Below are 24,388 nucleotides of genomic sequence, written 5' to 3'. Positions count from 1 at the left end.
CCCGCTTCAAAAGCGGGCTCCCGGAAGAAAAAAGGTAACAGACAAACGAAGGCAGCCGGATGCCGAAGCTCCCGGCTGCACGTTTTTACAGGGCGTCGATGATGCCGTTCAGCGTAGCGCTCGGTCGCAGAGCGGCAAACGCCTTTTTATCATCGGGTTGATAGTATCCGCCGATATCGACAGGCTTACCCTGTGCCGTGTTCAGCTCGCCGACGATCTTCGCTTCGTTTTCTTTCAACGCCTTCGCCACCGGAGCAAAACGATTCTTCAGATCGGCATCTTTGCTCTGCGCGGCAAGGGCCTCGGCCCAGTACAGCCCGATATAGAAGTTACTTCCGCGGTTGTCGAGCTCACCGACCTTCCGTGACGGAGAGCGCTCGTTTTCAAGAAATGCGCCCACTGCCTGATCCAGACATTCGGCCAGTACGGCGGCCTTCTGATTCTTGAAGTTAGCCGCAAGGTGCTCGATAGAGGCGACAAGAGCGCAGTATTCGCCGAGCGAATCCCATCGCAGGTGTCCTTCTTCGAGAAACTGCTGTACATGCTTCGGAGCCGATCCGCCTGCACCCGTTTCAAAAAGCCCGCCGCCGTTCAGAAGCGGAACGATGGAAAGCATTCGGGCCGACGTCCCCAGTTCGAGAATAGGAAAAAGGTCGGTCAGATAATCGCGAAGAACGTTACCCGTAACGGAGATCGTATCCTGTCCTTTGCGGATGCGTTCGAGCGAGAACTTCATGGCGGCGACCGGATCAAGGATCTTGATCTCAAGGCCGCTCGTATCGTGATCTTTCAGATAAAGCTCGACCTTCTTGATCAGCTCGGCGTCATGCGCCCGGTTCTTATCAAGCCAGAAAATCGCAGGCGATCCCGAAGCGCGAGAACGCGTAACGGCAAGCTTCACCCAGTCGCGGATCGGCTCATCCTTGGTCTGGCACATTCTGAAGATGTCGCCCTGCTCAACGGATTGTTCGAGCAGCACCTTGCCCGATTCGTCGACGACGCGCACCGTTCCGGCCGAGGCCATCTCGAAGGTTTTATCGTGTGATCCGTACTCCTCGGCCTTCTGCGCCATCAGCCCCACGTTCGGCACGCTTCCCATCGTCGACGGGTCGAACTGACCGTTCTTCTGACAGTCTTCGATCATCGCCTGATACATCGTAGCGTAGCAGCGGTCGGGCACCATGGCCACCGTATCCTGCAACTCGTCTTTCGCGTTCCACATCTTACCGCCGTCGCGGATAACGTTCGGCATCGAAGCGTCGACGATGACGTCGTTCGGAACATGAAGATTCGTAATGCCCTTGCGCGAATCCACCATGGCAAGAGGCGGCTGCTTTTTATAAAGCTCCTGGATATCATCTTCGATCTGCTTGCGCTGAGCCTCGGGCAGGCTCTGAATACGAGCATAAAGTTCAGAAATCCCGTTATTCAGATTCACGCCCAGCTGCTTGATCGTATCGGCATGTTTCGCCAGAACTTCGGCGTAATACACAGAGACGGCATGGCCGAACATGATCGGATCAGAGACCTTCATCATCGTCGCCTTCAGGTGAAGAGAAAGCAGGGTGCCCTCTTTTTTCGAGGCCTCGATCTGCCCGGCATAGAACTTGCGCAGGGCCGATACGTTCATGACGGCCGTGTCGATAACCTCGCCCGCTTTGAGTGAGAGCTTCTCTTTCAGGACTTTCGTCTGTCCGTCCTTACCGGCGAATTCGATCTTCACCGTCGTCGCCGAGGGAACGGTCGTCGATCGTTCGCTGCCGTAGAAATCGCCTCCGTCCATAAAGGCGACGCGGGCCTTTGACTGCTGCGGCCAGGGCTTCATTCCCCGATGCGGATTCTTCTGGGCGAATTTTTTAACAGAGGTCGCCGCCCTGCGATCGGAGTTACCTTCGCGCAGAACGGGGTTCACGGCGCTTCCAAGGACCTTTGCATAGCGAGCCTGGATCTCTTTTTCGGCGTCGTTCTTCGGCTCACGCGGATAGTTCGGAATCTTGTATCCGTGATCCTGTAACTCTTTAATCGCTCCTTCAAGCTGAGGCACGGAGGCGCTGATGTTAGGAAGTTTGATGATATTGGCTTCGGGCTTTGTGGCCAGCTCTCCCAGATAGGCGAGGTTATCGGGCTGCTTCTGAGCATCCGTCAGCTGGTCGGGAAAGGCGGCAATAATTCTGCCGGCAAGGGAGATGTCTCGCACCTCGATCTCAATACCTGTTCCTTTCGTATAAGATTGAATGATAGGAAGCAACGAATAGGTCGCAAGGGCGGGCGCTTCGTCGATTTTTGTCCAGATGATCTTCTGTGTCATGTTTGCTCCTCAGCGATGGCTTGCGCAACGGCGCTGCCGCCAGTTGGCCCCGGCCGGGCGCGCTGCAAACCAGTTTTTGCCCTCGCATGGGGAGCATTTACTAAAAAAATCCAACTTTCGAGCTTTGCAGATCTCTCCAGCAGGCTTCAGGGCTGCTTATCGTCTTTGCCTTTATCTTGATTCGGAACTCCGGTCGAATCCCTGGCCGTGTCTTCTCCAGGCGCTTTGATCGGAGCATCATCCCGCCAGTCTCCGTCGAAAACCACAACGCCATCCTTGATCAGTTTTCCGCGGCCCTCGCGCTTGTTGTTCACCCACAGGCCTTCATAGACGACGCCATCCGGATAACGATACGTGCCCGTTCCGTGCTTCATCCCGTTATCGAAGCTACCCGTATAGGAATGCCCGTTTGTTGACGTAAACACTCCTTCTCCATGAGCCTTGCCGTTACGAAAGCATCCCTCATAGCGGAATTTTTTTGCCTGCTCCTGAACACCGCAGCCATTTTCGCAATCCCCCGAAATGCAATCCGGAGAAGAAAAATAGTACGAGCCCATAATGATGGCAGCGGCTGAAAGACTGACGAGAATGGCGATAGTATGTTTTCCCATACCGTTTCGTCTCCACTCCCGCGATGTCGTCAAGCCTTCTTCGAACGACCTTTCCTTGAAGGAGCGGGCGGCAGCGCGCTTTTCACAAGCATCTGTGGCAGAGGGCAGCAAAGAAAAAGCATCACGACCTCCCGGGGTCAGACAACAACCCGACAAGAAGCGCTTCGAGCCGATCATAGCTGTTCGCAATTCCGCGTGCCGTCTTCGAATTCAGAACCGTATCGCGCGCATCGCTCGACTCATAGAGGATCGTAATCTGTAGCTCGGTCCCTTGCGGATGACTCCTGTAGCTGGACGTGATCAGCGACTCTCCAGGATACCACTGCTGATCAAACCGCTCCGTATTCACAAGAACATGCGGTCGCTCAATCGAGCGGTAGGTGCCTGATACGGCCATCTCTCCTGTCTCACCGCTCCACACGAAACGATAAGCGCCATCGACGCGCAGATCAACCTCACAGACGGAAAGCGCCCATCCATCAGGCCCCGTAAACCATCGGCGAAGTAGCTCGGGCTTTGTATAGGCATCAAAGACCATCTCAGGCGGAGCCGAGAATACGCGCTTGAGCAAGAGCTCACGCTCACCCTTTCCTTCTATATATAGAGCATGTTTTATATGCATCCCTTCTCTCTCATTCCCTCTCTAACAGGCTGCTTTTTCAGCAGCCTGCTAACGGCCACCGCTCGAAGACTGCTATCGGTGCGGCCGCCGCTTTTTCGAAGCCTTTTCGGTCTTCTGAAGCATCTTCATCTCTTCAAGCAGACTATCGAGGCGCTCGAATCTCTCTTCCCAGAACTTTCGATAGTTTTCAAGATAGGCCGTCGCTTCGGCAAGAGGCTCGGGCATCAGATGTCGCGGACGCCTCTGCGCCTCTCTGCTGCCGGCAATAAGCCCGGCCTTTTCGAGAACCTTCAGATGGCGCGAAATCGCCGGCTGCGTCATGTCAAACTCTGCCGTCAGTTCGTTTACCGTAAGATCTCGCTCGGCAAGTTTCGCGAGAATGGCGCGCCGTGTGGGATCAGCAAGAGCAGAAAACGTCGCATCAAGACTGTGCGAGGCAACAATAACGGACATACCTACATAACAATTCGGTTATATAAAAAGGCAAGTCTTTTTCGTTCCTGCTCCACCTTTTTGCAAACCTGTCGCCAGGGATTTCGCTTCACGTTCAGAACAGCAACCATCCGATCGTCAGATAGGCAGCAAGGCCCAGATTCATAAGAACGCAGGCCGGCAGGAGTGCCCGACGAGCTGTTCAGTCATAACCCTGTATGTGCAGCGATCGCTTCGAGTATCACGGGCCAGTCGGCCTCATGCAACTCATGGCCAACGCCTTCAAGCGCAAGCAGGGTGGAACCGGCCACATCGGCATGCAGAGCTCTTGCATGAGCAAAGGGCAGTATCGGATCTTCGGTGCCGTGAATAATCAAGAACGGGCAACGAATCTCAACCGACCGACCGTAAAGATCCTCGCCGCCCGTAAGCTGCGCATGGTTAAACATACTGAGCAGGCTACGAGCCCTGTCCATATCTCTTTCGGCGAGCTTTCTTGCCGCATTTTCGTTGAAGGCATGAGCCGATCCGTTCAGAATCCGGCATCCTTCGACCATAAAATCGACCACGGAACGACGATCACTCCAGTCAACGGATGAAGCCGTCGCATGATGGGCGAGCACCTGTTCGTCCATCTGCATCAGCTCCGGACGATCGTCCCACACACTTGAAGAAATAGCCGTGACGGTACGCACACGGTCGGGATTTCTGATGGCGACGATCTGCGCGATCATGCCGCCCAGAGACATACCCACAAGGTGAGCGTCTTTCAATCCAAAAGAGTCCAGCAAAGAAACGGCATCATCGGCCAGGTCGATGACGTTATACGGCGGACGTCCCGGCTCATAGCACGTCGACTGCCCGGTGTCGCGGTTATCGTAACGGATCACGTATCGCCCTTGATCTGCAAGAGCAGTGCAGAATCGATCATCCCACCACATCATCGACGCCGTCGCTCCCATCATCAAAAGAACGGCAGGCATGGTCGGATCACCAAAATCCTCCGTGCAGATTTCTACTCCGTTGATCTTTCGAATTACTTCAGCCATATCATAACTCCCGACGCTCAGGCTGCTGTCAGGAATCAGGTACCGAGGTCAGAAGACAAGAAAAAGGCCCGGACTTCCGGGCCATGACATCTGTTTTCATCATCTTTACATGTAAGGTCATCCGTCTCTTTGCATGGCCTGTTTTCTTTCAGGCGAGAGCCTTCTTCACACCGGCCGCATAATCCGGATGCACTTTCTCGAAATGAACGAGCTGTCGCTTTACGATGAAATCCGGCACGCCCTTCATCGAAGCGGCGATATTACTGAAAAGCCTCTCTTTCTGACCGGCGTCAAACATCTCGAAAAGCACTCGTGCCTGCGAATAGTCGTCGTTGCCTTCGCGATGATCGTAACGATCGCCGTCTCCCGATATACGCAGCGCAGGCTCCGACGTATCGCCTGTGGCCACAGCGCCGCCGAAAGAATTCGGCTCATAATAGGCATCGACGTTACCCGTCTTCTGCCCGATGAAGTTCATCGATCCGTCTTTATGATAGTGATGAACCGGGCATTTCGGAGCATTCACCGGCAGAGCTTCGTAATGGGTTCCGAGGCGATACCGATGAGCGTCGGCATAGCTGAAGATCCTTGCCTGCAACATCTTATCGGGCGAAAAACCGATACCCGGAACGACGTTGCTCGGCGAAAAAGCGGCCTGCTCGATCTCGGCAAAATAGTTATCCGGGTTGCGGTTCAGTTCCATCACACCGACCTCGATCAGTGGATAATCCTTATGCGGCCAGACCTTCGTCAGATCAAACGGGTTGTACGACGTCTTCTCGGCGTCGGCCTCGGGCATCACCTGCACATACATCGTCCACTTCGGGAATTCCCCCTTCTCAATCGAGTAGAAGAGATCTTCCTGATAGGTTTCTCTGCTTTTTGCAACGACGGCCTCCGCTTCGGCGTTCGTAAGCGTCTTATGCCCCTGCTGCGTCTTGAAATGAAACTTCACCCAGTAACGCTCGCCTTTCTCGTTCCAGAAGCTATAGGTATGGCTACCGTAACCGTTCATGAATCGCGGACTTACAGGGATACCGCGATCGCTCATCAGTATCGTGATCTGATGCAGGCTTTCAGGCGAAAGGCTCCAGAAATCCCAGGCGGCGGTATTGCTTCTGAGATTCGTCTTCGGATGTCGCTTCTGCGTATGGATGAAGTCCGGAAACTTCAGAGGATCTCGAATGAAAAAGACCGGCGTATTGTTGCCGACCATATCCCAGTTGCCCTCTTCGGTATAGAACTTCAAGGCGAATCCGCGTACGTCGCGCTCCGCATCGGCCGCACCCATCTCGCCGGCCACCGTTGAAAACCGTGCAAGCATCGGCGTTTTCTTCCCGATTCCACTGAAGACCTTTGCCTTTGAATAACGGCTGATGTCTTTCGTGATCGTCAGCGTTCCAAACGCTCCCCAGCCTTTTGCATGCACGACTCGTTCGGGAATACGCTCCCGATTCTGGTGTGCCAGCTTCTCAAGTAACTGCCAGTCCTCAAGCAGCACCGGTCCGCGAGGCCCGGCCGTCTTTGAATTCTGGTTATCGGCGATCGGCGCTCCGGCCGTCGTCGTATGAAATGGACATTTCTGTTCGCTCATACTTCCTCCCTTTGATTCCCCGACTCTACAGGAAGGAATGAAATAACGCAAATCAATTAATACTATCTTTAGATTGAAGATATCAATACGGCCGGGATAATGCCTGTAGATTCACTCTGCTTCACAAGAGCGAGTATCTGCTCTACCCTCAAGCTCCAGTATTCCATATGAAGATCAGAAAGATGCAGTATTTTCAACGCAGAAACGGGAGTCCCGGATGCCAGCGAAGCAGATGAGAGAGAATCCACGCTCAACTCCTCCTCTGAAAGCTGGACCCGGCGCGGACCGACCAGATATCCGTACACATATACGGCAAATCCGGCAAGCTGCAAGCTGCCCCAGATAAGAAGCAGCAGGATCCAGCGGGGCTCCCAGACGCCGATCGCCATCGTTAACAGAGAAACGGCCAGACGCGGCAGCTGCAAAATAACAAGCTGTTCGGCCACTGGTCCAAAAGAGATCTTCTGCCGGCCTGCAATTCTTATCACGGCTGCATCAAGAGCGATAGTAGCGGCTGCAAACGGAAAAATCACAGGACAGTCGTAAAGCATACCCGCATGAAGCAACAGTAACATTGCTCCGGTGAAAATCAGGAACACGTTGCCCGATGGAATGCGAAATCGGTGAAATAACGAGCGCAGCGATTTCAGTAGGCGCCTTCTCCTCTTTTCTCGAAGACCTTCGCCTCTATAAAGACCTTCAGCATCTCAGGGTCGAGATGTCCATCACGCGCCTCTTTGCCAAGGATATCCAGGGCGGCGTCGGAATGAAGCGACTTCTTATAGGGACGATCCGGAGCGGTAAGCGCATCATAGATGTCGGCGATCGTCATCATTCGCGTCTGTGGCAGGATCTCGGGCCGATTCAACCCGAGCGGATAACCCGAGCCGTCAAGCTTCTCATGGTGTCCGTAAGCGATGTCGGGAACGCGCTTGAGATCGCCCGTCCAGGGGATCTGTACCAGGAACCGATAGGTATGTGTGACATGGCTTTCGATCTCAAGCCTTTCACGTTGATCGAGATTTCCGCGTCGCACCTGAAGGCTCATAAGCTCGTTATCCGTGAGAAAGGGAACGATCGTTCCATCGTCGAGGTGGAGGCGGTTGAGGGCGACCTGCTCGATCTGAACTATGGAATCGCCGTCAACGACGTTCGGCTCGTTTGAGAGCTCGACGATCTGAAGCATGCCCTGCAATTCCTCGATCTTCTGTGCAAGCTCGGCGTCGATATAACGCTCGTAGTCGCGGAAAGGGCCCTCGCCGTTCTCTTTGAGGTAGTTCAGCTTCTTCTGCGAGTATTTATATTCAAGGGCCTTTCGCGCATACCGGAACCGCCAGCGAATCTCGTTTAACTGATCGGGATACAGCTTCTTCGCCTTAACAAGCACCTGCTCGCGAACTCCGACCTTACCAAAATCGTGCAGCAAAGAGGCATAGCGGATCTCGCGAATCTGCTCTCTCGTGAATTTGAGATGCTGAAAACGGCCCGAAGACAGTCGATCGACGGCCTCGGCAAGTCCCACCGTATACTCGGCGACGCGAAACGAATGGCCCGACGTCGTCGGATCTCGCTGTTCAATGGCCGTCACCGAGGCTCGCACAAATCCTTCGAAAAGATGATTGATGTCGTTGATCAGTCGGTTGTTCTCGATAGCGACGGCGGCCTGACCGGCGACGGCGCTGGCCTTATCCATATCGGCCGTCGTGAACGGACGCACGGCTCCGTCTCGCATCTCTTCAAAGCGAAGGGATCGTCCGGCCTCGGGCTTTTTATTGATGAGCTGGATAACGCCGATGATCTCGTTGCGATAGTTCTTCATCGGAATAACGAGCATCGATCTCGTGAAGTAGCGATGCTGCTGATCATACTCTCTATTGAAACGGTAAGGCTCCTCTCCCGAAAGGGCATAGCAGTCGGGAATCATCAGCGGAGCGCCTGAAGATGCCACATAGCCGGCAATAGAACGAGCATCGATGGGAAGCACGAACTCGCTTGCATTCAGCTGTAAGGCTGACTTCTTAAATCGCAGGTATTCCGGACGATCGCCTTTATACGGCTCGGTTACATAGATCGAACCGGCATCGGCGCCGACGACGCCCATCGCCTCGTGAAGAATCTTCCCGATCAATACCTCGAAATCTTTCTCGGTCGAGAGCAGCTGACCGATGCGGATAATGCGCCGCATATCCTGCAGGCTGAGTTCGAGACGGGTTTGATAGCCGAGGCGATCCAGTCGCAGCGACATCTCGCGGTAGGCGTTCTCCACAAGCTGACGCAAAAATGGACCGGGCGTGCCCGACGGCATGATAAGATAGATCAATTCGGAGGGAATCCCCTGAAAGGAGTTGCGGCCGCGCTCCCTTTTACACAGGATCAAAAAAAGCATCTCACGCGAAAAGATCCCCTCCAGCCACTGGCCGAGCATAGCGGCGTTGTCATCGGCATACTGCTCGGTAACGATACAGATGGCCGAAACGAAACGATCCTGAACCTGCGCCGGCTCGGCGCGGTGATCGGCATTGTCGATCTGCCTGATATGCAACTCATCAAAAGAAGAGGAGTCTATATCGGGCGACAGAAAGACATAACGCGCCAGCTCCGTTCCCCGACGCCGCTCGGCAGAAAGGGGGAGCGGAGCGTCCTGTCTGACGTCTGATTTTGAGTCTGATTCTTTTAGAGAATCCATCGCGAACAAACGTTGAACGACTCAGGCGGAAATGCCAGTAAAAAAAAAAAGGAAACAAATCGTCTTATATGAATAAAAGAGAGACGGCATCAAGCGGGGTTCGTACGCCGCCTGCAAATCAAGGGAACTTTTTTTCGTTTTCAGAATCGGCCCCATGCAGGAGATGACCGAAACTGTGACCGGAAAATGGTTGGATTTTTTCAAAAGCGGTCCTTCTTGAAAGCAGGACTGTTCGGGCCTCCGGGCTCAGGGTGGAGGGTTGATCATGCTGATTGAGATGTGCAAATCGAAAATCCATCGCGCTACGGTAACCGAAGCCGATCTGAACTATCAGGGCTCTCTTACCGTCGACGAAGATCTGCTCGATGCAGCCGGCATCAAGGTCTACGAAAAAGTAGCCATCGTCAATGTGAACAACGGCGCACGCCTCGAAACCTACACCATTCGCGGAGAACGCGGTAGCGGAACGATCTGCCTGAACGGCGCCGCCGCCCGTCTGGGCCATGCCGGCGACAAGATCATCATCATCACCTACGCCTACTACAACGCCGAAGAGATTCCGGCCGACTACGAGCCCCGCGTCGTTCATGTGGACGAATCAAATCGCATTCGTTCGATGACCGGTGAGCTTCTCAGTGTCTGAATGAGATTGCAGCGCGTCGTCCGTGCCTTCCTATCCGTCTTTCGCTCGCTGAAGATCGTTCGCGAAGAAAGGCTCTGGTCCTATTTTGTATTGCCAGGACTGCTCAGCCTTGTTCTCGGCACGGCGCTTGCCGTCGGGGTTTTCTATGCAGCTCTTGCCCTGCTTGAATGGCTGATCGTGCTGATTCCAGGCACGATGGCCGATGCAGCCCTGCCCTTCCTCTGGATCATCGCCCTTGTTCAGGCCGTTTTCTTCTATTTCATAAGCTACCGACTTGTAACGGCCCTTGTCGTTTTACCGTTTCTAAGCCCTCTGCAAGATCGGCTCGAACAGCTGCAATTCGGCCAGAGAAAAGAGACGGCGCTTTCCGCCGACATCGGTAATGCGCTGCTCGGTTCGCTGCGCGCATTGCTTCAGATCGCCGGCATGCTGCTGCTTATGCTGGTCACGCTGCCTCTGGGGCCGTTTCAGTTTATTCCGCTTGCGCTCTATGACGGCTACTTCATCGGCCGCGGAGTCTTCGATATGCTGCTCGAACGGGATTATCCGAAAAGCGCGGCCCGCATGCAGACCCTGAAGGCGCTACGCCCGGAGTCGCTTGGCCTCGGGCTTGGTTCGCTTGTGCTGCTGCTCATTCCCGTCGCCGGCATTCTGACCGCCGCAGGCTTCGGCCTGATCGCCGCCTTTCGCCTGCACTACGGCGATCTGAAAGTGATCAAAAACCTGCCCTGAGTTTCAGGACGGGTTCCGACTCTATATCGTAAACGGATATTGCGAAACGCCGTCGATCAAAAGAACGCTGGCATGCGCATCAACGTAATAGCTTCTGCCTGAAACGGGCGAGAGCTCTCCTTCGGCGAAGGGCTCTTTTGCAGCCGTATTGATAAGCAGATGCCAGCGCATCTCGGCTTCAGGCAGGGCAAAGGACAATCGCTCATGATAGGCGTTCAGCATCACATGCATGCGTGGCCCAGGCCCCTCCAGCGTAAAGGCCAGCGTATGCGAATGATCCGATACATCGGGCTCATGCAGACGAACGCCGCTCCATCGAATACGAGGATGCTCGACGGGTAAGATCCAGGACGAATCCTGCTCCCATGCCGGATGCAGACGACGTAAAGAGAGCACCTTCTTGAGAAAACTCGCGATGCTTCCGTTACGCTGAAGATCTTCCCAGTTCAGCCATCCGAGCGCGTTATCCTGGCAGTAGGCGTTGTTGTTTCCCTTCTGGCTGCGTCCCATCTCGTCGCCCATCAGGATCATGGGCGTGCCCTGCGAAAGAAGCAGAATCAGCAGCATGTTTCGGATCTGCTGCAGACGCAACTCCTTGATCTGCACGTCGTCGGTTTCGCCCTCAGCTCCCCAGCCCGAGCTGAAGTTCTCGTCGCTTCCGTCTCTGTTCTCTTCACCGTTCGCCTCGTTATGCTTGCGCGCATAACTGACAAGATCCATAAGCGTGAATCCGTCATGGGCGGTGAGGAAGTTGATGGTGCGGCCGATGTCGCGTTCGGCGTCGAGATAGAGATCGGGCGATCCCGTGATGCGATGCATGAGCGGCCAGACCGTTTGCCCGTCTCCGCGTATAAACCTGCGCACGTCATCGCGAAAGCGTCCGTTCCACTCCGCCCATCGATGGCCGATGAACGATCCGACCTGATAGAGGCCGGCCGCATCCCACGCTTCGGCGATGATGGGCGTACCGGCCAGCACCGGGTCGGATTCGATCTCCCACAGAATGGGCGGGCTTTTCAGCGGCGCTCCCCATTCGTCGCGCGCAAGCACGGAGGCGAGATCGAAACGGAAGGCGTCGATATGCATCTCTGAAACCCAGTAGCGCAGGCTGTCGAGGATCAGGCGACGCACGATGGACTGATTGCCGTTCACCGTATTCCCGCATCCCGAATAGTTCGCATAACGCCCGCGACTTTCCGGATGCGGAATATAATAGGCTCGATTCTCAAGCCCGCGAAACGATAGCGTCGGCCCGTCTTCGTCGCCCTCCGCCGTATGGTTATACACGACATCAAGGATAATGCGGATGCCGGCCGCATGCAGGGCCTTCACCATATCGCGAAATTCGTCGACGACGGCCGTCGGGTCATCCGGTCCGGACGGGTTAAAGGCCTCGCCTGCATCGGCGTCATTGAAGGCGGCTCCGGTCGCATAACCCGCATGAGGAGCGAAGAAGGCGACCGGACTGTATCCCCAGAAATTTGTGCGCCCCTGCGGAGCGGCAAACGGATCAAACTGTTGAACGGGCATGAGCTCGACCGTCGTCACGCCCAGCTCTTTCAGATAGGGGATCTTTTCGATGAGTCCGCTGTAGGTTCCGCGATGCTGCGCCGCTACGGCAGAGGACGGATGCTTCGTGAAGCCGGCGACGTGCATTTCATAGATCAGAGTCTTACCGGGTCGCATGTGCGGCGCATGATCGTTATCCCAGTCGTAGCGGCTTAAATCGACGACGACGCTTTTCATCATCGTCGCCGCGTTGTCGCCGTCTTCAATGGCATACTCAGGTCGGTAGGTCGAAGGCACGGCGACTGATTTCGTATAGGGATCAAGAAGCAGTTTGTCTCCGCGAAAGAAGAGGCCTTCCTCGGGAATAAAGGGGCCTTTTACACGCCAGCCATAAAGCTGCCCGTGGCCGACGCCTTCGAGGAAGATATGCCAGTAATAGAACGTGCGATGCAGGGTCGGATCAAGCTCGATGACGTCGGTCGGCTCCGCATCTACTCTGTCAAAAAGAAGCAGCTCGACGCTGTCGCAGTTGCGCGAAAAGACGCAGAAGTTCGTGCCTGTTGCTTGAACCGTAGCGCCGGGTGGAAAGCTACGTCCCGGTCGAATCCACCCTGTTTTGCGCGTCATGGCTCACCGTAACACATTTTATACAGAGAGTCAAGATAGGCCTTCGCGTCGGGATGGTTTTCAGGAGGCGCCCATGCGGCGAATTCTTTGTCGTCGGCCGGCGTATACGGCCCCGGTTTCACTTCAAAGATAACGGCGACATCGGTTACGGGAAGCAGCGTATGCCAGATCCCTGGATCGATGTCGACGCCCATAGCCGGATTCTCACGACACTGTTCGGTCAGGTTTCTGCGCTCTCTGTCGAAGGCCATCTTTGCCTCGGAATGATTCTTGCCCAGAAGATCGGGAGCGGCGATCAGGCGACTTTCTTTGATGCGTCCGTCATCGTCGAAGATGAGGAAGATCACCGCACCGGAAAGCAAAACAAACGATTCGGGTTTTGGCGGCAGAAGATGGCGGTGCGGACGCACATACGTTCGGCGCATCATCGCATTCAGGAATCGATGCGGATTCTCTTCAAGCGTATGATGAAAGTTACGATTCAATCGACCCCGCGGAGTGTCCGCTGCTTGCTGCACAAGTCCATCAAGCATCGAAGCGTCAATCCAGCGAATCGGATCCATCGGCAGAGACTGGTTGCATTGATATGCCTGTCAAGAGGAAGACGCCGGCAGTTTTCGGGAAGGCCAGGCGATCATGCCAGGCAGTCTCAAAAAGCACATTGAGGACTTGAGGCACTGAGAATGATTCCTGAAAAAAGGGTTTACCTGAAACCCTATTCATTTAGGGCTGAAGTTCCGATGGAAAATCAGTCGAATTCCAGCTTTAAACGTGCCCGGACGGAGCAGGCCCGCGAGCAGCGACGAAACGTAATCCTCGACGCCGCACGGTCCACCTTCTTTGAGAAAGGCTACCAGAATACGACGATTAAAGAGATCACCGACAGGGCCGGCCTGTCTATCGGAACCTTCTATCTTTATTTCGAGGATAAGGTCGACGTCTATAAATGCGTTCTTCTCGAAGGCATCGTCCTTCTGGAAAACCATCTGCGCCAGGCCGTCTCAGAGTCGGGCGTAGATTCCTCCACCGAGAAGCTTCGCATCGTCGCCCGGGCCTATCTTGAATTCTACAGACAGAACCCTGAATACTTCGACATCATCGCCGTCCTGAATCTGACTGAAGAAGAGCTGCGCGAGAACCGATCCCGCATCAGTCGTGAGATCGACCGCAAGGCACGTGATGTTCTGAAGTTCGTACAGGCCGTCGTGCGCGAAGGCATCCTCAGACGGGAATTCCCGATCAGCGATTCCGGAGCGGCGGCTACCGGCCTCTGGGCCATTCTCGACGGCATCCTCGTTCTCTTTCATCGCCGCAACCTTACGCTTCTCAAGCAGGACCTCGACAAACTGGCGGCCAACTCCATCGACTATTTTATCGAAGGCATGAAGGCCTCGCCGAACCAGCCTCAGGCGTCGTGATCGCGATACTGCGCCTCCTGCTCTAACAGACCGCTCAGGCCGTCTCTGACTTCCGGACGACAGATCGGCCGAAACAGCACCTCGAATACGGTCCTCTCCATCGCCTGTTCCGGATAAACCGGACGATGAAGACAGCAGAATAGATTCTCGGCGCGCGTCATGCCGACGTAGGCGATGCGGATCTCTTCGTCTGAAAGAAAGGTCTCGCCGCTCCAGCCGCCTATGACATCAAGCAGCACGACCGGAAACTCCAACCCTTTCGAACGATGTATGGTCAGAATCCGATTTTCGGGAAAGCCGGCGGCGATCCACAGATCGCGTCTGAAGTTACTGCGTGTGAGAATGACGACGTCATGCTGCTCTATCAAGCGTACAAAGTCGGGTTCTTCGCCCGGACGCAGTGCGAACGACAGAACGGGAAAGTTAGGACCGCGCCCGCGTACCGCCTTCACCTTCTTGCGAATCTGCCGCGATGAATGCTTGATGATGCCGCTACCGCCGTGAACGATGGGCTGCAGGCTGCGATAGTTTTCGGTTAACGGGTACAGGACGGTTCTCGGAAAGAGCTTCTTAAAATCCAGGAAGGGCTGCACGGTAGCGCCGCGAAAGCTGTAGATGGCCTGCCAGTCGTCGCCGACGACCATCAGCCTCGGCGAATTCATGCGCAGAAGAAACTCGAGCTGCTGCGGATCGGTATCCTGAAACTCGTCGACAAGGATCATGTCGTATAGAGATTTCATGTGAAGCGCCCAGCTTTCCTGTCGACGCAATCCCCACAGAAGAATCTGAATGAGGTCGTCGTATTCAAGCAGATCGTTTTCTCGTTTATATGCATGCAGAGCTCGGTATGTTTTCATCGCAAGCTCGGGAAAATATTCGTAGAAGGTTTCGCGACTTTTCAAGATAAGCGAGAAAGGGATGCCGCCGATCACATCGGGATGTTCTCGCAGAATCTTATAGAGAAAACGATTGCGCTCTTCTTCTTCAAGGATGCGAAACGAGGATCGACTCAACGTCGGATGCAGCTCCAGAAGACGCCTGTAACAGAAACTGTGGAAGGTGCGGATCTCGACGGCATCATGCAGCTGTGCGGGCAGACGGCTTCGAATCTCGCCGCAGGCCTTTCTGCTGAAGCTCAGAATAAGAAAACGTCCGGCACGTTCCAGACCGGACTCGAATCGGAACCTGGTTAAACCGATAACGGTTCGCGTTTTTCCGCTACCGGCAGCGGCGACGACCTGCTTGCAGGCCTTCTCTTCTGTAATGATAGCGATCTGAGCCGAAGAGAAGCCTTCGAGAGTATTTCGGTGCTTTGCTGAAAGGGGTGGCATACTGTGAAAGGTCAGCATTCGAACGGATGAGTTGTTTTTTTTTATCTGCCCGCGCTTTTTTTTTCGCACAATCGACCGGATTCTTACCCCCACATACAGAATGCCGCAGAGGCGGCATGTAAGGAGAATCCCATGATTAACATTGATTTTGTGCTGTTTGACGGCAACCTCACGCAGGACCCGGAAGCGCGCATCGTCGGCGATAACAAACGACTGACGACGTTTTCCGTCGCCATCAACCATCCTTCAGGCAAAGAGGATCGTGACGGCGTCAGCTACATCCCTGTCGAAACCTGGGGAAAGCTGGCCGAGAACTGCGCGAAGTATCTCGTGAAAGGAAGCAGGGTTACGGTCGAAGGCGCCCTTCGGCAGGAGCGCTGGCAGGACGACCAGGGAAAGAACCACAGCCGCATCAAGATCCTTGCGCGCAACGTGCGCTTCGAAAATTCGAAAAAACAGGAGGCCGCCTGATTCATCGTCGGGCCCGACTCGGGCCCGCTCTTTTCACAGATCTCGTATGAATCCCTTGCTCCAGCGGATCAGAGCAAAAAAACGGACCCATGCCTGCCATCGGTCTGATCCTGCTCGGCATTGCCGTTGGAGTCTTCGGAACTCTGATTGGTGCGGGCGGCGGCTTTATACTCGTTCCGATTCTTTTGCTGCTTTATCCGACGGCGTCGCCTGAAACGATAACGGCCATCTCGCTGGCGGTCGTTTTTTTTAACGCGGCGTCAGGATCACTGGCCTACGCAAAGATGGGACGTATCGACTATCGCTCGGGCTGGATTTTTGCCGCTGTCACCGTTCCGGGAGCCGTCCTGGGTGCTCTGACGACGAATCTGATCCCGCGGGATCTTTTCAACATAACATTCGGCCTGCTGATGATCATGGCCTCACTGTATCTGCTCTTCAAACAAAGCGAGACCGAAGGGAATGCAGGCCCTGATTCAGGTCGCTGGGTTATCCATCGAAGTTTAGTCGAACGAAACGGCGAACAGCATCGGTTCTCTTACGATTTACGACCCGGTGTTTTCATCAGTGCGGCCGTCGGTTATATATCGAGCCTTCTTGGAATCGGCGGCGGAATCATACATGTTCCGGCGCTGCATCGGCTGCTTCGCTTTCCCGTGCACATAGCGACGGCAACGTCTCACTTCATCCTTGCCATTATGGCCCTTGCGGGAACGCTCGTTCACTTTTACACCGGCGCTTTCTCTCATGGCGGAATTCATCGCACCTTATGGATCGGCATCGGAGCTCTTATCGGAGCTCAGGGCGGCGCCTTGCTGGCAAGGCGCGTTCATGGCAGCTGGATCATGAAATCGCTGGCCATTGCTCTTGGAGTCGCCGGTCTGCGCATAGCGTTGCTGTCTGGCCACTGATCGCCTGACAGCAACGCTGTACCCGTGCTAAGAAAAAAGCCCCTTCCGCTATGACGCTTACCGGATTTTCTCGATCTTTACATCGACGTTCCAGCGTTCGCTCGACAGAGAGAGATACTTTGAAAGAAGATCGGTCACCGAGATCGCTCCTTCTTCGGGGCTTTCAATCGTGAAAATGACCCGGCTCGCCCAGCCTTCATCGTCGACGGCCTCAAGGCGAATATCGCTCAACGCCGACGAAAGACGTTTGCTCACCCGACGCATCTGCCTGCCCTTTGTTTTCTTATCTCTCTTTTCGAACTCGATAGACTCGGGGGCCTCAAGCAGCCGGGCATAAATGGTATCGGCCGATTCTTGCGAGAGACAGTAGATGCCATACGTAACGCTCCCGGTCTTCATATCGGGCAGACGGTCAATCAGGCTAAAATCAAGAAGCACAAGGCCGGCGGGAAGGTTCTGTTCCAGAGCCGGACGCATGGCCTTTTCATCGATGTCGTTATACAGCTCGACGATGATTCTTTCGTTTCTGGAGTGAAAGTAAATGGGTAACGATCCGCCCAGATGAAACTTCTCGTGCTTGTTGAAGCCCTGCGAGAACGTCATCGGCAGCCCGATGCGACGCAGAGCCTTGCGAACGACCTCGACCGTATCAAGATGACTTATGTAGGCGAAGGCGTCCTTCTTCTGGAATACAAGACGAAGGTAACGGACCGTCTTGAAGCGCTCGGCGGGAATACTGACGGGTTGCAGAAGCTCGGGCGGAAAATCCGATGCCTTGAACTCCTGCTTCTTCGCCGGATTCATATTCTCTTCGTTGATCGACTCGAACTTCTCGAAATCCCGAACGAGCTTTTCTCGCGGGAATCCGTCGATGACATCTTCCCAGGGGACGTGCGATCCGCCGGGCCGTGCCTTCATCCAGAGGTCGGCTAACTCTTTCGGGATGGAATCATAGACGGGTTTCCAGACCTCTTTCTTGAATCCGTCATCCCACGAATCGAAGCGAGCGCCCTGGCGATAGGCTTCCAGAATATAAGGAGCGATGCGGTGATCGCTGCGCGAAAGCAGTCCCTCCACCCAGGCCATCCACGGCGACGGATGTTTCAGGCGGACGCGACGCGTTTTCATGCCTGCCTTGATCTTTTCGATAGACTCTTCGAAGAAGGCGGGGTCTTTCTGTTCTTCCCACTGGAATGTCGTAAAAGGCTTCGGCACAAAAAGCGAGACGGCGACGTTCGCGTTTTTGCGCGGACCATGCTCTTTCGCCAGCTCGCCGAGCGCATTGATCGACTGAATCAGATCTTCGACCTCGCGACCGTCGCGATCCGGCAACCCGAGCATGAAGTAGACCTTAACAAGCTCCCAGCCCTTCTCGTAAACGAGATGGATCAGGTAGTGCAGATTCTCCTCTGACGACTTTTTATGAATACGCTCGCGCATCAGCTCTGACCCCGCCTCAAGGGCGAACGTGATATTCGAGCGACGGATGCCCGACGTCATCTCGAGAATCGGAATCGTGCGCACCTGCACACGAAGAGAAGGGACCGAAAGCGATATGCCTTCGGGCCCGAACTTCTGAGCGAGGGCGATTACAAGCTCTTCAAGCCACGGATAATCGGCGATGGATAACGAATGCAGGGTCAGCGTATCGGCGCCCGTCTTGCGCACCATGTGCTCGGCGATCTCCACAAGACGATCGACCTCTGCGTTTCTCACGGGACGCTTCCAGAAACCGGCATGACAGAAGCGACAGCCCTGCCCGCATCCGCGGTTCACCTCGACGACGGCACGATCCTGCGTGATGGCCAGGCTGGGCAGAACGACGTGTTCGAGTCGCGCGAATTCAGGCGCCCTGTAGGTTCGCTTGCCGACTCGCTCGCCGATATAATGCGGTCCGTTCTCGTCGATCTTCACATCCCACAGATCGGGGATGACTAACCCCTCGACCGCATGCATGCTCTGCAGAATCTGCAGGCGACTGAGGCCCTTCTCTTTGCCGGCGGCGATAAGATCCATCATCTCAAGGATGGCCTCTTCGCCGTCGCCCATGAAGATGCCGTCGACAAAGGCCATCAACGGCAGGGGATTGGTAACCGCCGTACCGCCTGCGATGATAAGCGGGTCTTCGGGCCCGCGCTCTACGCGAAGAAGCGGAATACCGGCCAGATCAAGCGCATAGAGCAAATTCGTAAAATGCAGCTCATGGCAGACGTTGAAGCCCCATAGATCAAAGGAACGTACGGTGAGATAACGATCCAGACTGTAAAGCGGGATCTCATGCTCTTGCAGCAGGGCACCGAAGTCAGGCCACGGAAGCGCCGTCCGGTCGGCGTAAAGATCGTCACGGCGCTGCACCCGGTCATAGAGGATTTTCAAGCCCTCATTCGACATCGCCAGCTCATACGTATCAGGGTAGCTGAAGACGGCCCGCGCCCTTGCCCGAGTCGGATCTTTATCAGGAATACCGAACTCGCCTCCCGTATATCGTCCGGGTTTTTCGACGCGCTGCCAGAGCGCCTTCAGGCGACGGCCATCAAGCGCACAGAGCTGTGGAGCAAACGGACGTGAACCGCGCTCCGGATGGGGCACGGCGCCCGGAAAAAAAGGATCAGACGAAAGAGATTGTAAAGCCGGAACCGACTCTACGGGAACGGAAGACATAGATACTGATAATGAAGCGAAGTAAGAGCGGCAACTTAAAAACCGACGATCTGCTTGATCTTCTCGACGAACTTATCGCGATCCAGAGGCTTCGGTGAAAAGCCGACGGCACCCTGTGCTGCCAGCTCTTTAACAAGAGGAGGCGAGTTCTCCACCGACACAAAATAAACCTTCAACTTCGGATCAGCCTGCTTGATCTCGAAGAAGGCCGCATAGCCGTCCATCACAGGCATGATGATATCGAGGATTAAAACGTCGGCCTTACCGGGATTGCGTTTCACCCAGTCCGCTACCTCACGTCCGTTGGTGAACGTCTCGACGATGGTGTATTTCGGATTCGCACCGAGGAACTGCCGGATCTCCTGAACACGGATCTTCTGATCATCACAGATCAAGAATTTAGCCTGCATGATGCCTCCTGCGCCCTCTGGCTTACAATCCTTCGTTGATGGCGGCGGCCATCTCTTTTGTGCCGATTACGGCATCACCCGGGCCGGCGATGTCTCCGGTACGGGCGCCTTTCTCGATCGCCCGATCGACGGCCTTTTCGATGCGCTTCGCCACGTCATCCATACCAAAGCTATAACGCAGCATCAGGGCGGCCGAAAGAATTTGCGCTATCGGATTCGCAATGCCCTTGCCGGCGATATCGGGCGCCGTTCCGCCCGAAGGCTCGTATAACCCGAAGCTTCCCTGCGTCGAAAGCGACGCCGAAGGCAACATACCGAGAGAGCCTCCCAGTACGGACGCCTCATCGCTCAGGATGTCGCCGAACATATTGCCGCAGAGAACGACGTCAAAGCGCGTAGGATTCAGAATAAGCTGCATGGCGCCGTTATCCACATACATATGTTCGAGTTTGATCTCGGACTTATGAGCCGGCTTATAGCCTTTCGCAAACTCCGTAACGACCTCGCGCCACAGCACCATACTTGTAAGAACGTTCGCCTTATCGATGCTTGTTACATGACCTTTACGAAGATCGGCCGAATCAAAGGCCACTTTTGCGATGCGTTCGATCTCGTAACGATGATAGACCATCGTATCAAAGGCCTTCTCGTTTTCTCCCTGGCCTTCGCGTCCTTTCGGCTGTCCGAAATAGACGTCGCCCGTCAGCTCACGAATGATCAGCAGATCGACGCCGGCCTTGATGCGCTCTTCTTTTAAAGGAGACGAGTGGATGAGTCCGGAATAGAGCTTCACCGGGCGCAGGTTTGCGAAGAGATTAAAATGCTTGCGCAGCGGTAGAAGGGCGCCGCGCTCCGGCTGCTGCACGGGAGGCAGATGCTCCCATTTCGGTCCACCGACCGAGCCAAAGAGAATCGCATCGGACTGTTCGCAGAGCTTCAGGGTTTCCGGCGGCAGCGGCGAACCCGTTGCATCGATGGCCGCGCCACCGACAAGGGCATCGTCGAACTGAAAATCAGAGGCGGCCGGGCCCAGGGCCTTCTTTAATACTTCAAGAGAGGCCTCCATGACCTCAGGACCGATACCATCACCTGGAAGAACTGCAATACGACGGGGCATGGGGGAATTCTTTCTGGCAGGGAGCACTGTCAACTAAGAACGGAGCAGAGATCGCCGACCAGCGAGGGTAGAGCTTCCGCAATAGCTCCAATCATTAGCGAAAACCTGATTCAAAGGTGAGAATAACCACGGGAGCACGGAGAAAGAAGGCAGGGGGCTGCTGACTGTTATCAGAGAAAGACTTCAGGTCGATTTTTCGTGCACCATTGCAGCCATTTTTCGGGTTCCTCAGCCCTTCTCTGATTCCTTTAAGAATCGTCACTGGAAGGATTTAGAAAATCATGCGGGTAAAAGTCGAGATATTACCTGACTGAGAACAGGATAGAGCACGGTAAATGTGGCCATCGCCGCCAGAATCCACTTCGTCTGAAGGCTGATTTCGTGGTGAACGCCTGCAATATCGGCTTTAACCTCGGCTCGCAGATGAGCCATCTGCGTCGACGTTTCGGCCCGCAGGCTGGCAAAATCGGACCTGAGTTCGGCCACGTCCGTCTTTAACTCTGTACGCAGCTCGCCCATTTCCGTCTTTAACTCGGCTCGCAGCTCGACCATTTCTGTCTTCAGCTCGGTACGCAGCTCGGCCATTTCTGTCTTCAGCTCGGTACGCAGCTCTGACATGTCGGCTCGCAGCTCGGCCATTTCCGTCTTGAGCTCGGTACGCAACTCTGACATATCGGCCCGCAGCTCTGACATTTCCGTCTTCAGCTCGGTACGCAACTCTGACATATCGGCTCGCAGCTCGGCCATTTCCGTTTTCACCTCGGCCAGACCGGAACGGTATTCTTCTCGCATTTCAGACATATCCAGTCTTATTCCTGAAATCTCTTGAAACAGGCGTCGGTCAAATTGAGTCATCGACATCTGCACGACCTCTTCCCTCTGAAGTTGCATCAACTCCTGTAGATAGTCAATAAAATAATCCGAGACTGTCGGACCGAGCAGCTGGCGCAAAGGCACAGGCAATTCTGGTAGCTTCATACGAAGAATAGGTAAGAAACCGATCATTTGAGCGCGAAAAAAAAATGCAAAGCCTGGAGTAGAAGACGGCAAACCGTTACTGTAAACTCGAACGGCAGAAAGCCGATGCAAAATCATCTTTACACGGCACGTTCCGGATTTCGTATCGGCCTATGTTCCGACATCGATCGACGGCGCTGCTTGCCGCTTTTACGCTCTTTCTGGTTGCCCTGCCTGCCTGTAAGGGAAAAGCTGCCTCTGTGCCAGATAGAAAAGGGCTTTTTGCCGTCATTTCCACCGATAAAGGCGATCTCGTAGTCGAGCTTCTTCCCGAGGCCGCTCCGAAGACCGTAGAAAATTTCGTTACGCTGTCGAAGAAAGGTTTCTATGATGGAATCATCTTTCACCGTGTAATCCCGCAGTTTATGGCTCAAACCGGCGATCCGCAGGGAACCGGAACAGGCGGTCCCGGCTATAAGTTCGAGGATGAGATCGATGCCGCAGCCCTGGGCCTGGATCAGGTCAAGGCCGGCGAGGCTCCGTATTACGAACGTCAGATGATGATGGCCGTCATTCGCAAGCTGGGCATCGAAGACGAAGCCACGTTTCAACAGCGTCGCACTGAGGTTGAGCGTGAGGCTCGATCCCTCGCCGACAAATCCGTGAAAGACGTTCTTGAACTGAACGGATACAGCTTCAAGAGCGGACTCAAATCCGTGCCCGGCAAACGCGGCACGCTCGGCATGGCGAACTCCGGACCGAACACAAACGGCTCGCAGTTCTTCATCAATCAGGTCGAGACGCCGCACCTGAACGGATTGCATACGTTCTTCGGTCAGCTTGAAGACAAATCCTTCCCCGTGCTCGATCAGATCATCAACGCCGGCAACGGCAACTCGAAGATCACGGGCGTCGAGATCGTCGATAAAAGATAAGCAATACCGTCTTAAAACCGGTCATTGCATGGACAAGAAGGCCCGAGAAATCGGGCTTTTTCGTTTGAAAGCTCGAAAAAAGAACATCATATTTCGTTCTGATTCGGTCTATTGATTCTGAAGTCGTCCAGGGATTTTTCACGGACAACTGGGGGATGTCTACAGCCACTATCAGCGCATCGAGGCCAACATCCTATGTAGAGTACGTCAATCTCGGTGCTGCCTTATACTTGAATTACATCGCAGGATCAATATCGGGCGACCCCGACTGCGCTCAGGATAGCCTTGCTCAAGCCGCAGCATCGGTACCCGGATGGCTCGGGCCTCAGTTCTTAGCCCCAAAAATGAGTTGCTCGGTACAGCGCCCTGCGTTTTCTGTACATTCCATTCTGGTATACTGAGGTAGATATGTTCGCCATTGTCGAGCTGGCAGGGAAGCAGCACAAAATCACGAAAGATCAGATTTTCCTCTCTGAGCGCACCGGCAAAGAGCCGGGAGAAACGTTCCAGATCGAGCAGGTGCTTCTGGCCGGTGAAGGCGCTGGCGTGAAGGTCGGTAAGCCGTTCGTTTCGGGCGCATCGGTGAAGGTCGAGGTTCTGGCCGACATCCGCGGTCCGAAGGTTCACGGCTTCAAGTACAAGAAGAAAACCGGCTACAAAACAAGCTGGGGCCACCGTCAGGATCTGCAGAAACTGAAGGTCGTCGAAATTAAGGCTTGATTGAGATCTCGCTGCGAAGCGACTCCGAAGGTCGTCTGACCGAGCTACAGGCTACCGGCCATGCCGGTCTTGCAGTAAAAGGCAACGACATCCTCTGTGCGGCGGTTTCGGCATTGCTTGAGAACCTTGCTGCGGGGCTTTCGGAGGTCGTAAAAGCGGCTGAGGTCAGGCGGGACGGCGACGAACTCAGAATTCTGATCCGCCCCGAAGCGGCGACTGAGCTGCTCTGCGGCACGACGCTGCTGACGTTGAAACGGCTACAGAGTCAGCATCCGGATCGCATCCGGATTACGATTCAGCCGGAGTTATCATAAAGCCTGCGGGCATGGGGCCGGTGGCCTCGAAGTTGGAAGCATAATTGCAAGGGAATTCAGGAGAACGTCATGGCACATAAGAAGGGCGGTGGCTCAACAAAGAACGGTCGCGACTCGCAGAGTAAACGTCTGGGCGTTAAGCGCTTCGGCGGCGAGGTCATCAAGGCCGGCAACATCATCATCCGTCAGCGTGGAACGCAGATCCAGCCGGGAACGAACGTCGGTCTCGGTCGTGATCATACGCTTTTCGCCCTCGTCGACGGAAAGGTGACGTTCGAACATATTAACCGAGAGAAGAAAAAGGTATCGGTTTATCCGGTAGCCTGATTC

General features: G+C 54.8%; 24 protein-coding genes. 9 read left to right on the top strand and 15 right to left on the bottom strand.

The annotated features are described in order from the left end of the window. Positions 1–85: 85 nt before the first annotated feature. The 8 genes from LEPIL_RS20325 to LEPIL_RS20290 all read right to left on the bottom strand — a co-directional run bounded on the left by LEPIL_RS20325 (position 86) and on the right by LEPIL_RS20290 (position 9,302). Entirely contained in the window at positions 86–2,308 is a 2,223-nt protein-coding gene (locus LEPIL_RS20325) for an NADP-dependent isocitrate dehydrogenase (RefSeq protein ID WP_002775567.1), read from the bottom strand. A gap of 146 nt (positions 2,309–2,454) precedes the next feature. After that, positions 2,455–2,919, bottom strand: coding sequence for an MORN repeat-containing protein (locus tag LEPIL_RS20320; protein ID WP_002775565.1), 465 nt, complete (start codon positions 2,917–2,919; stop codon positions 2,455–2,457). 121 nt (positions 2,920–3,040) lie between these two features. Next, positions 3,041–3,541 (bottom strand): SRPBCC domain-containing protein, encoded by a 501-nt coding sequence (locus LEPIL_RS20315; protein ID WP_002775563.1) that lies wholly within the window; start codon positions 3,539–3,541, stop codon positions 3,041–3,043. Positions 3,542–3,613: 72 nt separating this feature from the next. After that, entirely contained in the window at positions 3,614–3,994 is a 381-nt protein-coding gene (locus tag LEPIL_RS20310; protein WP_002775562.1) for an ArsR/SmtB family transcription factor, read from the bottom strand. Between the two features lie 185 nt (positions 3,995–4,179). After that, the gene (gene mle, locus LEPIL_RS20305; RefSeq protein WP_002775560.1) at positions 4,180–5,022 is read right to left on the bottom strand and encodes an alpha/beta fold macrolide esterase; all 843 of its coding nucleotides are present in this window, start codon (positions 5,020–5,022) and stop codon (positions 4,180–4,182) included. Between the two features lie 148 nt (positions 5,023–5,170). Next, complete coding sequence (locus LEPIL_RS20300; protein WP_002775558.1) at positions 5,171–6,616, bottom strand: catalase; 1,446 nt, start codon at positions 6,614–6,616, stop codon at positions 5,171–5,173. 68 nt (positions 6,617–6,684) lie between these two features. Further along, the gene (locus tag LEPIL_RS20295) at positions 6,685–7,191 is read right to left on the bottom strand and encodes a hypothetical protein (RefSeq protein WP_002775556.1); all 507 of its coding nucleotides are present in this window, start codon (positions 7,189–7,191) and stop codon (positions 6,685–6,687) included. Positions 7,192–7,262: 71 nt separating this feature from the next. Continuing rightward, complete coding sequence (locus LEPIL_RS20290) at positions 7,263–9,302, bottom strand: HD family phosphohydrolase (protein ID WP_002775554.1); 2,040 nt, start codon at positions 9,300–9,302, stop codon at positions 7,263–7,265. 265 nt (positions 9,303–9,567) lie between these two features. Here LEPIL_RS20290 and panD point away from each other — a divergent pair, with 265 nt between their 5' ends. Further along, complete coding sequence (gene panD / locus LEPIL_RS20280; protein WP_002775552.1) at positions 9,568–9,945, top strand: aspartate 1-decarboxylase; 378 nt, start codon at positions 9,568–9,570, stop codon at positions 9,943–9,945. Further along, the gene (locus LEPIL_RS20275) at positions 9,946–10,677 is read left to right on the top strand and encodes an EI24 domain-containing protein (RefSeq protein ID WP_002775550.1); all 732 of its coding nucleotides are present in this window, start codon (positions 9,946–9,948) and stop codon (positions 10,675–10,677) included. A 21-nt stretch (positions 10,678–10,698) separates the two neighbouring features. Here LEPIL_RS20275 and glgX read toward each other — a convergent pair whose 3' ends face one another. Together glgX and LEPIL_RS20265 are read right to left on the bottom strand one after the other, a co-directional pair. Next, positions 10,699–12,813, bottom strand: a complete 2,115-nt coding sequence (gene glgX, locus LEPIL_RS20270) for a glycogen debranching protein GlgX (RefSeq protein WP_002775549.1) — start codon at positions 12,811–12,813, stop codon at positions 10,699–10,701. Beyond that, a complete protein-coding gene (locus LEPIL_RS20265) occupies positions 12,810–13,376 on the bottom strand; it encodes a WbuC family cupin fold metalloprotein (RefSeq protein ID WP_002775548.1) in 567 nt (188 codons plus the stop codon). The genes glgX and LEPIL_RS20265 overlap by 4 nt, the downstream gene beginning before the upstream one ends. 177 nt (positions 13,377–13,553) lie before the next feature. Between LEPIL_RS20265 and LEPIL_RS22675 the strand changes: the two genes are divergently transcribed. Continuing rightward, the gene (locus tag LEPIL_RS22675; protein ID WP_169314840.1) at positions 13,554–14,231 is read left to right on the top strand and encodes a TetR/AcrR family transcriptional regulator; all 678 of its coding nucleotides are present in this window, start codon (positions 13,554–13,556) and stop codon (positions 14,229–14,231) included. Here LEPIL_RS22675 and LEPIL_RS20255 read toward each other — a convergent pair. Further along, positions 14,219–15,562 carry a UvrD-helicase domain-containing protein gene (locus LEPIL_RS20255; RefSeq protein WP_169314839.1) on the bottom strand — a complete coding sequence of 448 codons (1,344 nt, stop codon included), beginning with the start codon at positions 15,560–15,562 and terminating at the stop codon, positions 14,219–14,221. The genes LEPIL_RS22675 and LEPIL_RS20255 overlap by 13 nt on opposite strands. 132 nt (positions 15,563–15,694) lie before the next feature. On the opposite strand from LEPIL_RS20255, the gene LEPIL_RS20250 reads away from it, so the two are divergent. Both LEPIL_RS20250 and LEPIL_RS20245 read left to right on the top strand, forming a co-directional pair. Next, positions 15,695–16,033 (top strand): single-stranded DNA-binding protein, encoded by a 339-nt coding sequence (locus LEPIL_RS20250; protein WP_002775545.1) that lies wholly within the window; start codon positions 15,695–15,697, stop codon positions 16,031–16,033. 89 nt (positions 16,034–16,122) lie between these two features. Beyond that, positions 16,123–16,944: a sulfite exporter TauE/SafE family protein gene (locus LEPIL_RS20245; protein WP_002775544.1), complete on the top strand. Its 822-nt coding sequence runs from the start codon at positions 16,123–16,125 to the stop codon at positions 16,942–16,944. A gap of 57 nt (positions 16,945–17,001) precedes the next feature. Here the strand turns inward: LEPIL_RS20245 and LEPIL_RS20240 are convergent, their stop codons facing one another. The 4 genes from LEPIL_RS20240 to LEPIL_RS22670 form a co-directional block, all read right to left on the bottom strand. Then, positions 17,002–19,605, bottom strand: a complete 2,604-nt coding sequence (locus tag LEPIL_RS20240; RefSeq protein WP_002775543.1) for a TIGR03960 family B12-binding radical SAM protein — start codon at positions 19,603–19,605, stop codon at positions 17,002–17,004. A 35-nt stretch (positions 19,606–19,640) separates the two neighbouring features. After that, on the bottom strand, positions 19,641–20,015 hold the full coding sequence (locus LEPIL_RS20235; RefSeq protein ID WP_002775542.1) for a response regulator: 375 nt from the start codon (positions 20,013–20,015) through the stop codon (positions 19,641–19,643). Between the two features lie 22 nt (positions 20,016–20,037). Continuing rightward, complete coding sequence (leuB, locus tag LEPIL_RS20230) at positions 20,038–21,132, bottom strand: 3-isopropylmalate dehydrogenase (RefSeq protein WP_002775541.1); 1,095 nt, start codon at positions 21,130–21,132, stop codon at positions 20,038–20,040. Positions 21,133–21,411: 279 nt separating this feature from the next. Next, positions 21,412–22,110, bottom strand: a complete 699-nt coding sequence (locus LEPIL_RS22670) for an LA_3696 family protein (protein WP_143464600.1) — start codon at positions 22,108–22,110, stop codon at positions 21,412–21,414. A 152-nt stretch (positions 22,111–22,262) separates the two neighbouring features. On the opposite strand from LEPIL_RS22670, the gene LEPIL_RS20220 reads away from it, so the two are divergent. The 4 genes from LEPIL_RS20220 to rpmA all read left to right on the top strand — a co-directional run bounded on the left by LEPIL_RS20220 (position 22,263) and on the right by rpmA (position 24,385). Next, complete coding sequence (locus LEPIL_RS20220) at positions 22,263–23,024, top strand: peptidylprolyl isomerase (protein ID WP_002775539.1); 762 nt, start codon at positions 22,263–22,265, stop codon at positions 23,022–23,024. Between the two features lie 408 nt (positions 23,025–23,432). Beyond that, positions 23,433–23,744: a 50S ribosomal protein L21 gene (rplU, locus tag LEPIL_RS20215; protein WP_002775538.1), complete on the top strand. Its 312-nt coding sequence runs from the start codon at positions 23,433–23,435 to the stop codon at positions 23,742–23,744. Next, on the top strand, positions 23,741–24,058 hold the full coding sequence (locus tag LEPIL_RS20210; protein WP_002775537.1) for a ribosomal-processing cysteine protease Prp: 318 nt from the start codon (positions 23,741–23,743) through the stop codon (positions 24,056–24,058). The genes rplU and LEPIL_RS20210 overlap by 4 nt, the downstream gene beginning before the upstream one ends. A 69-nt stretch (positions 24,059–24,127) precedes the next feature. Next, on the top strand, positions 24,128–24,385 hold the full coding sequence (gene rpmA, locus LEPIL_RS20205; protein WP_002775536.1) for a 50S ribosomal protein L27: 258 nt from the start codon (positions 24,128–24,130) through the stop codon (positions 24,383–24,385). Positions 24,386–24,388 lie beyond the last annotated feature (3 nt).

This window comes from Leptonema illini DSM 21528 (assembly GCF_000243335.1).
Taxonomy (GTDB): Bacteria; Spirochaetota; Leptospiria; order Leptospirales; family Leptonemataceae; genus Leptonema; species Leptonema illini.
This window is presented reverse-complemented; position numbering and strand designations above follow the sequence as displayed.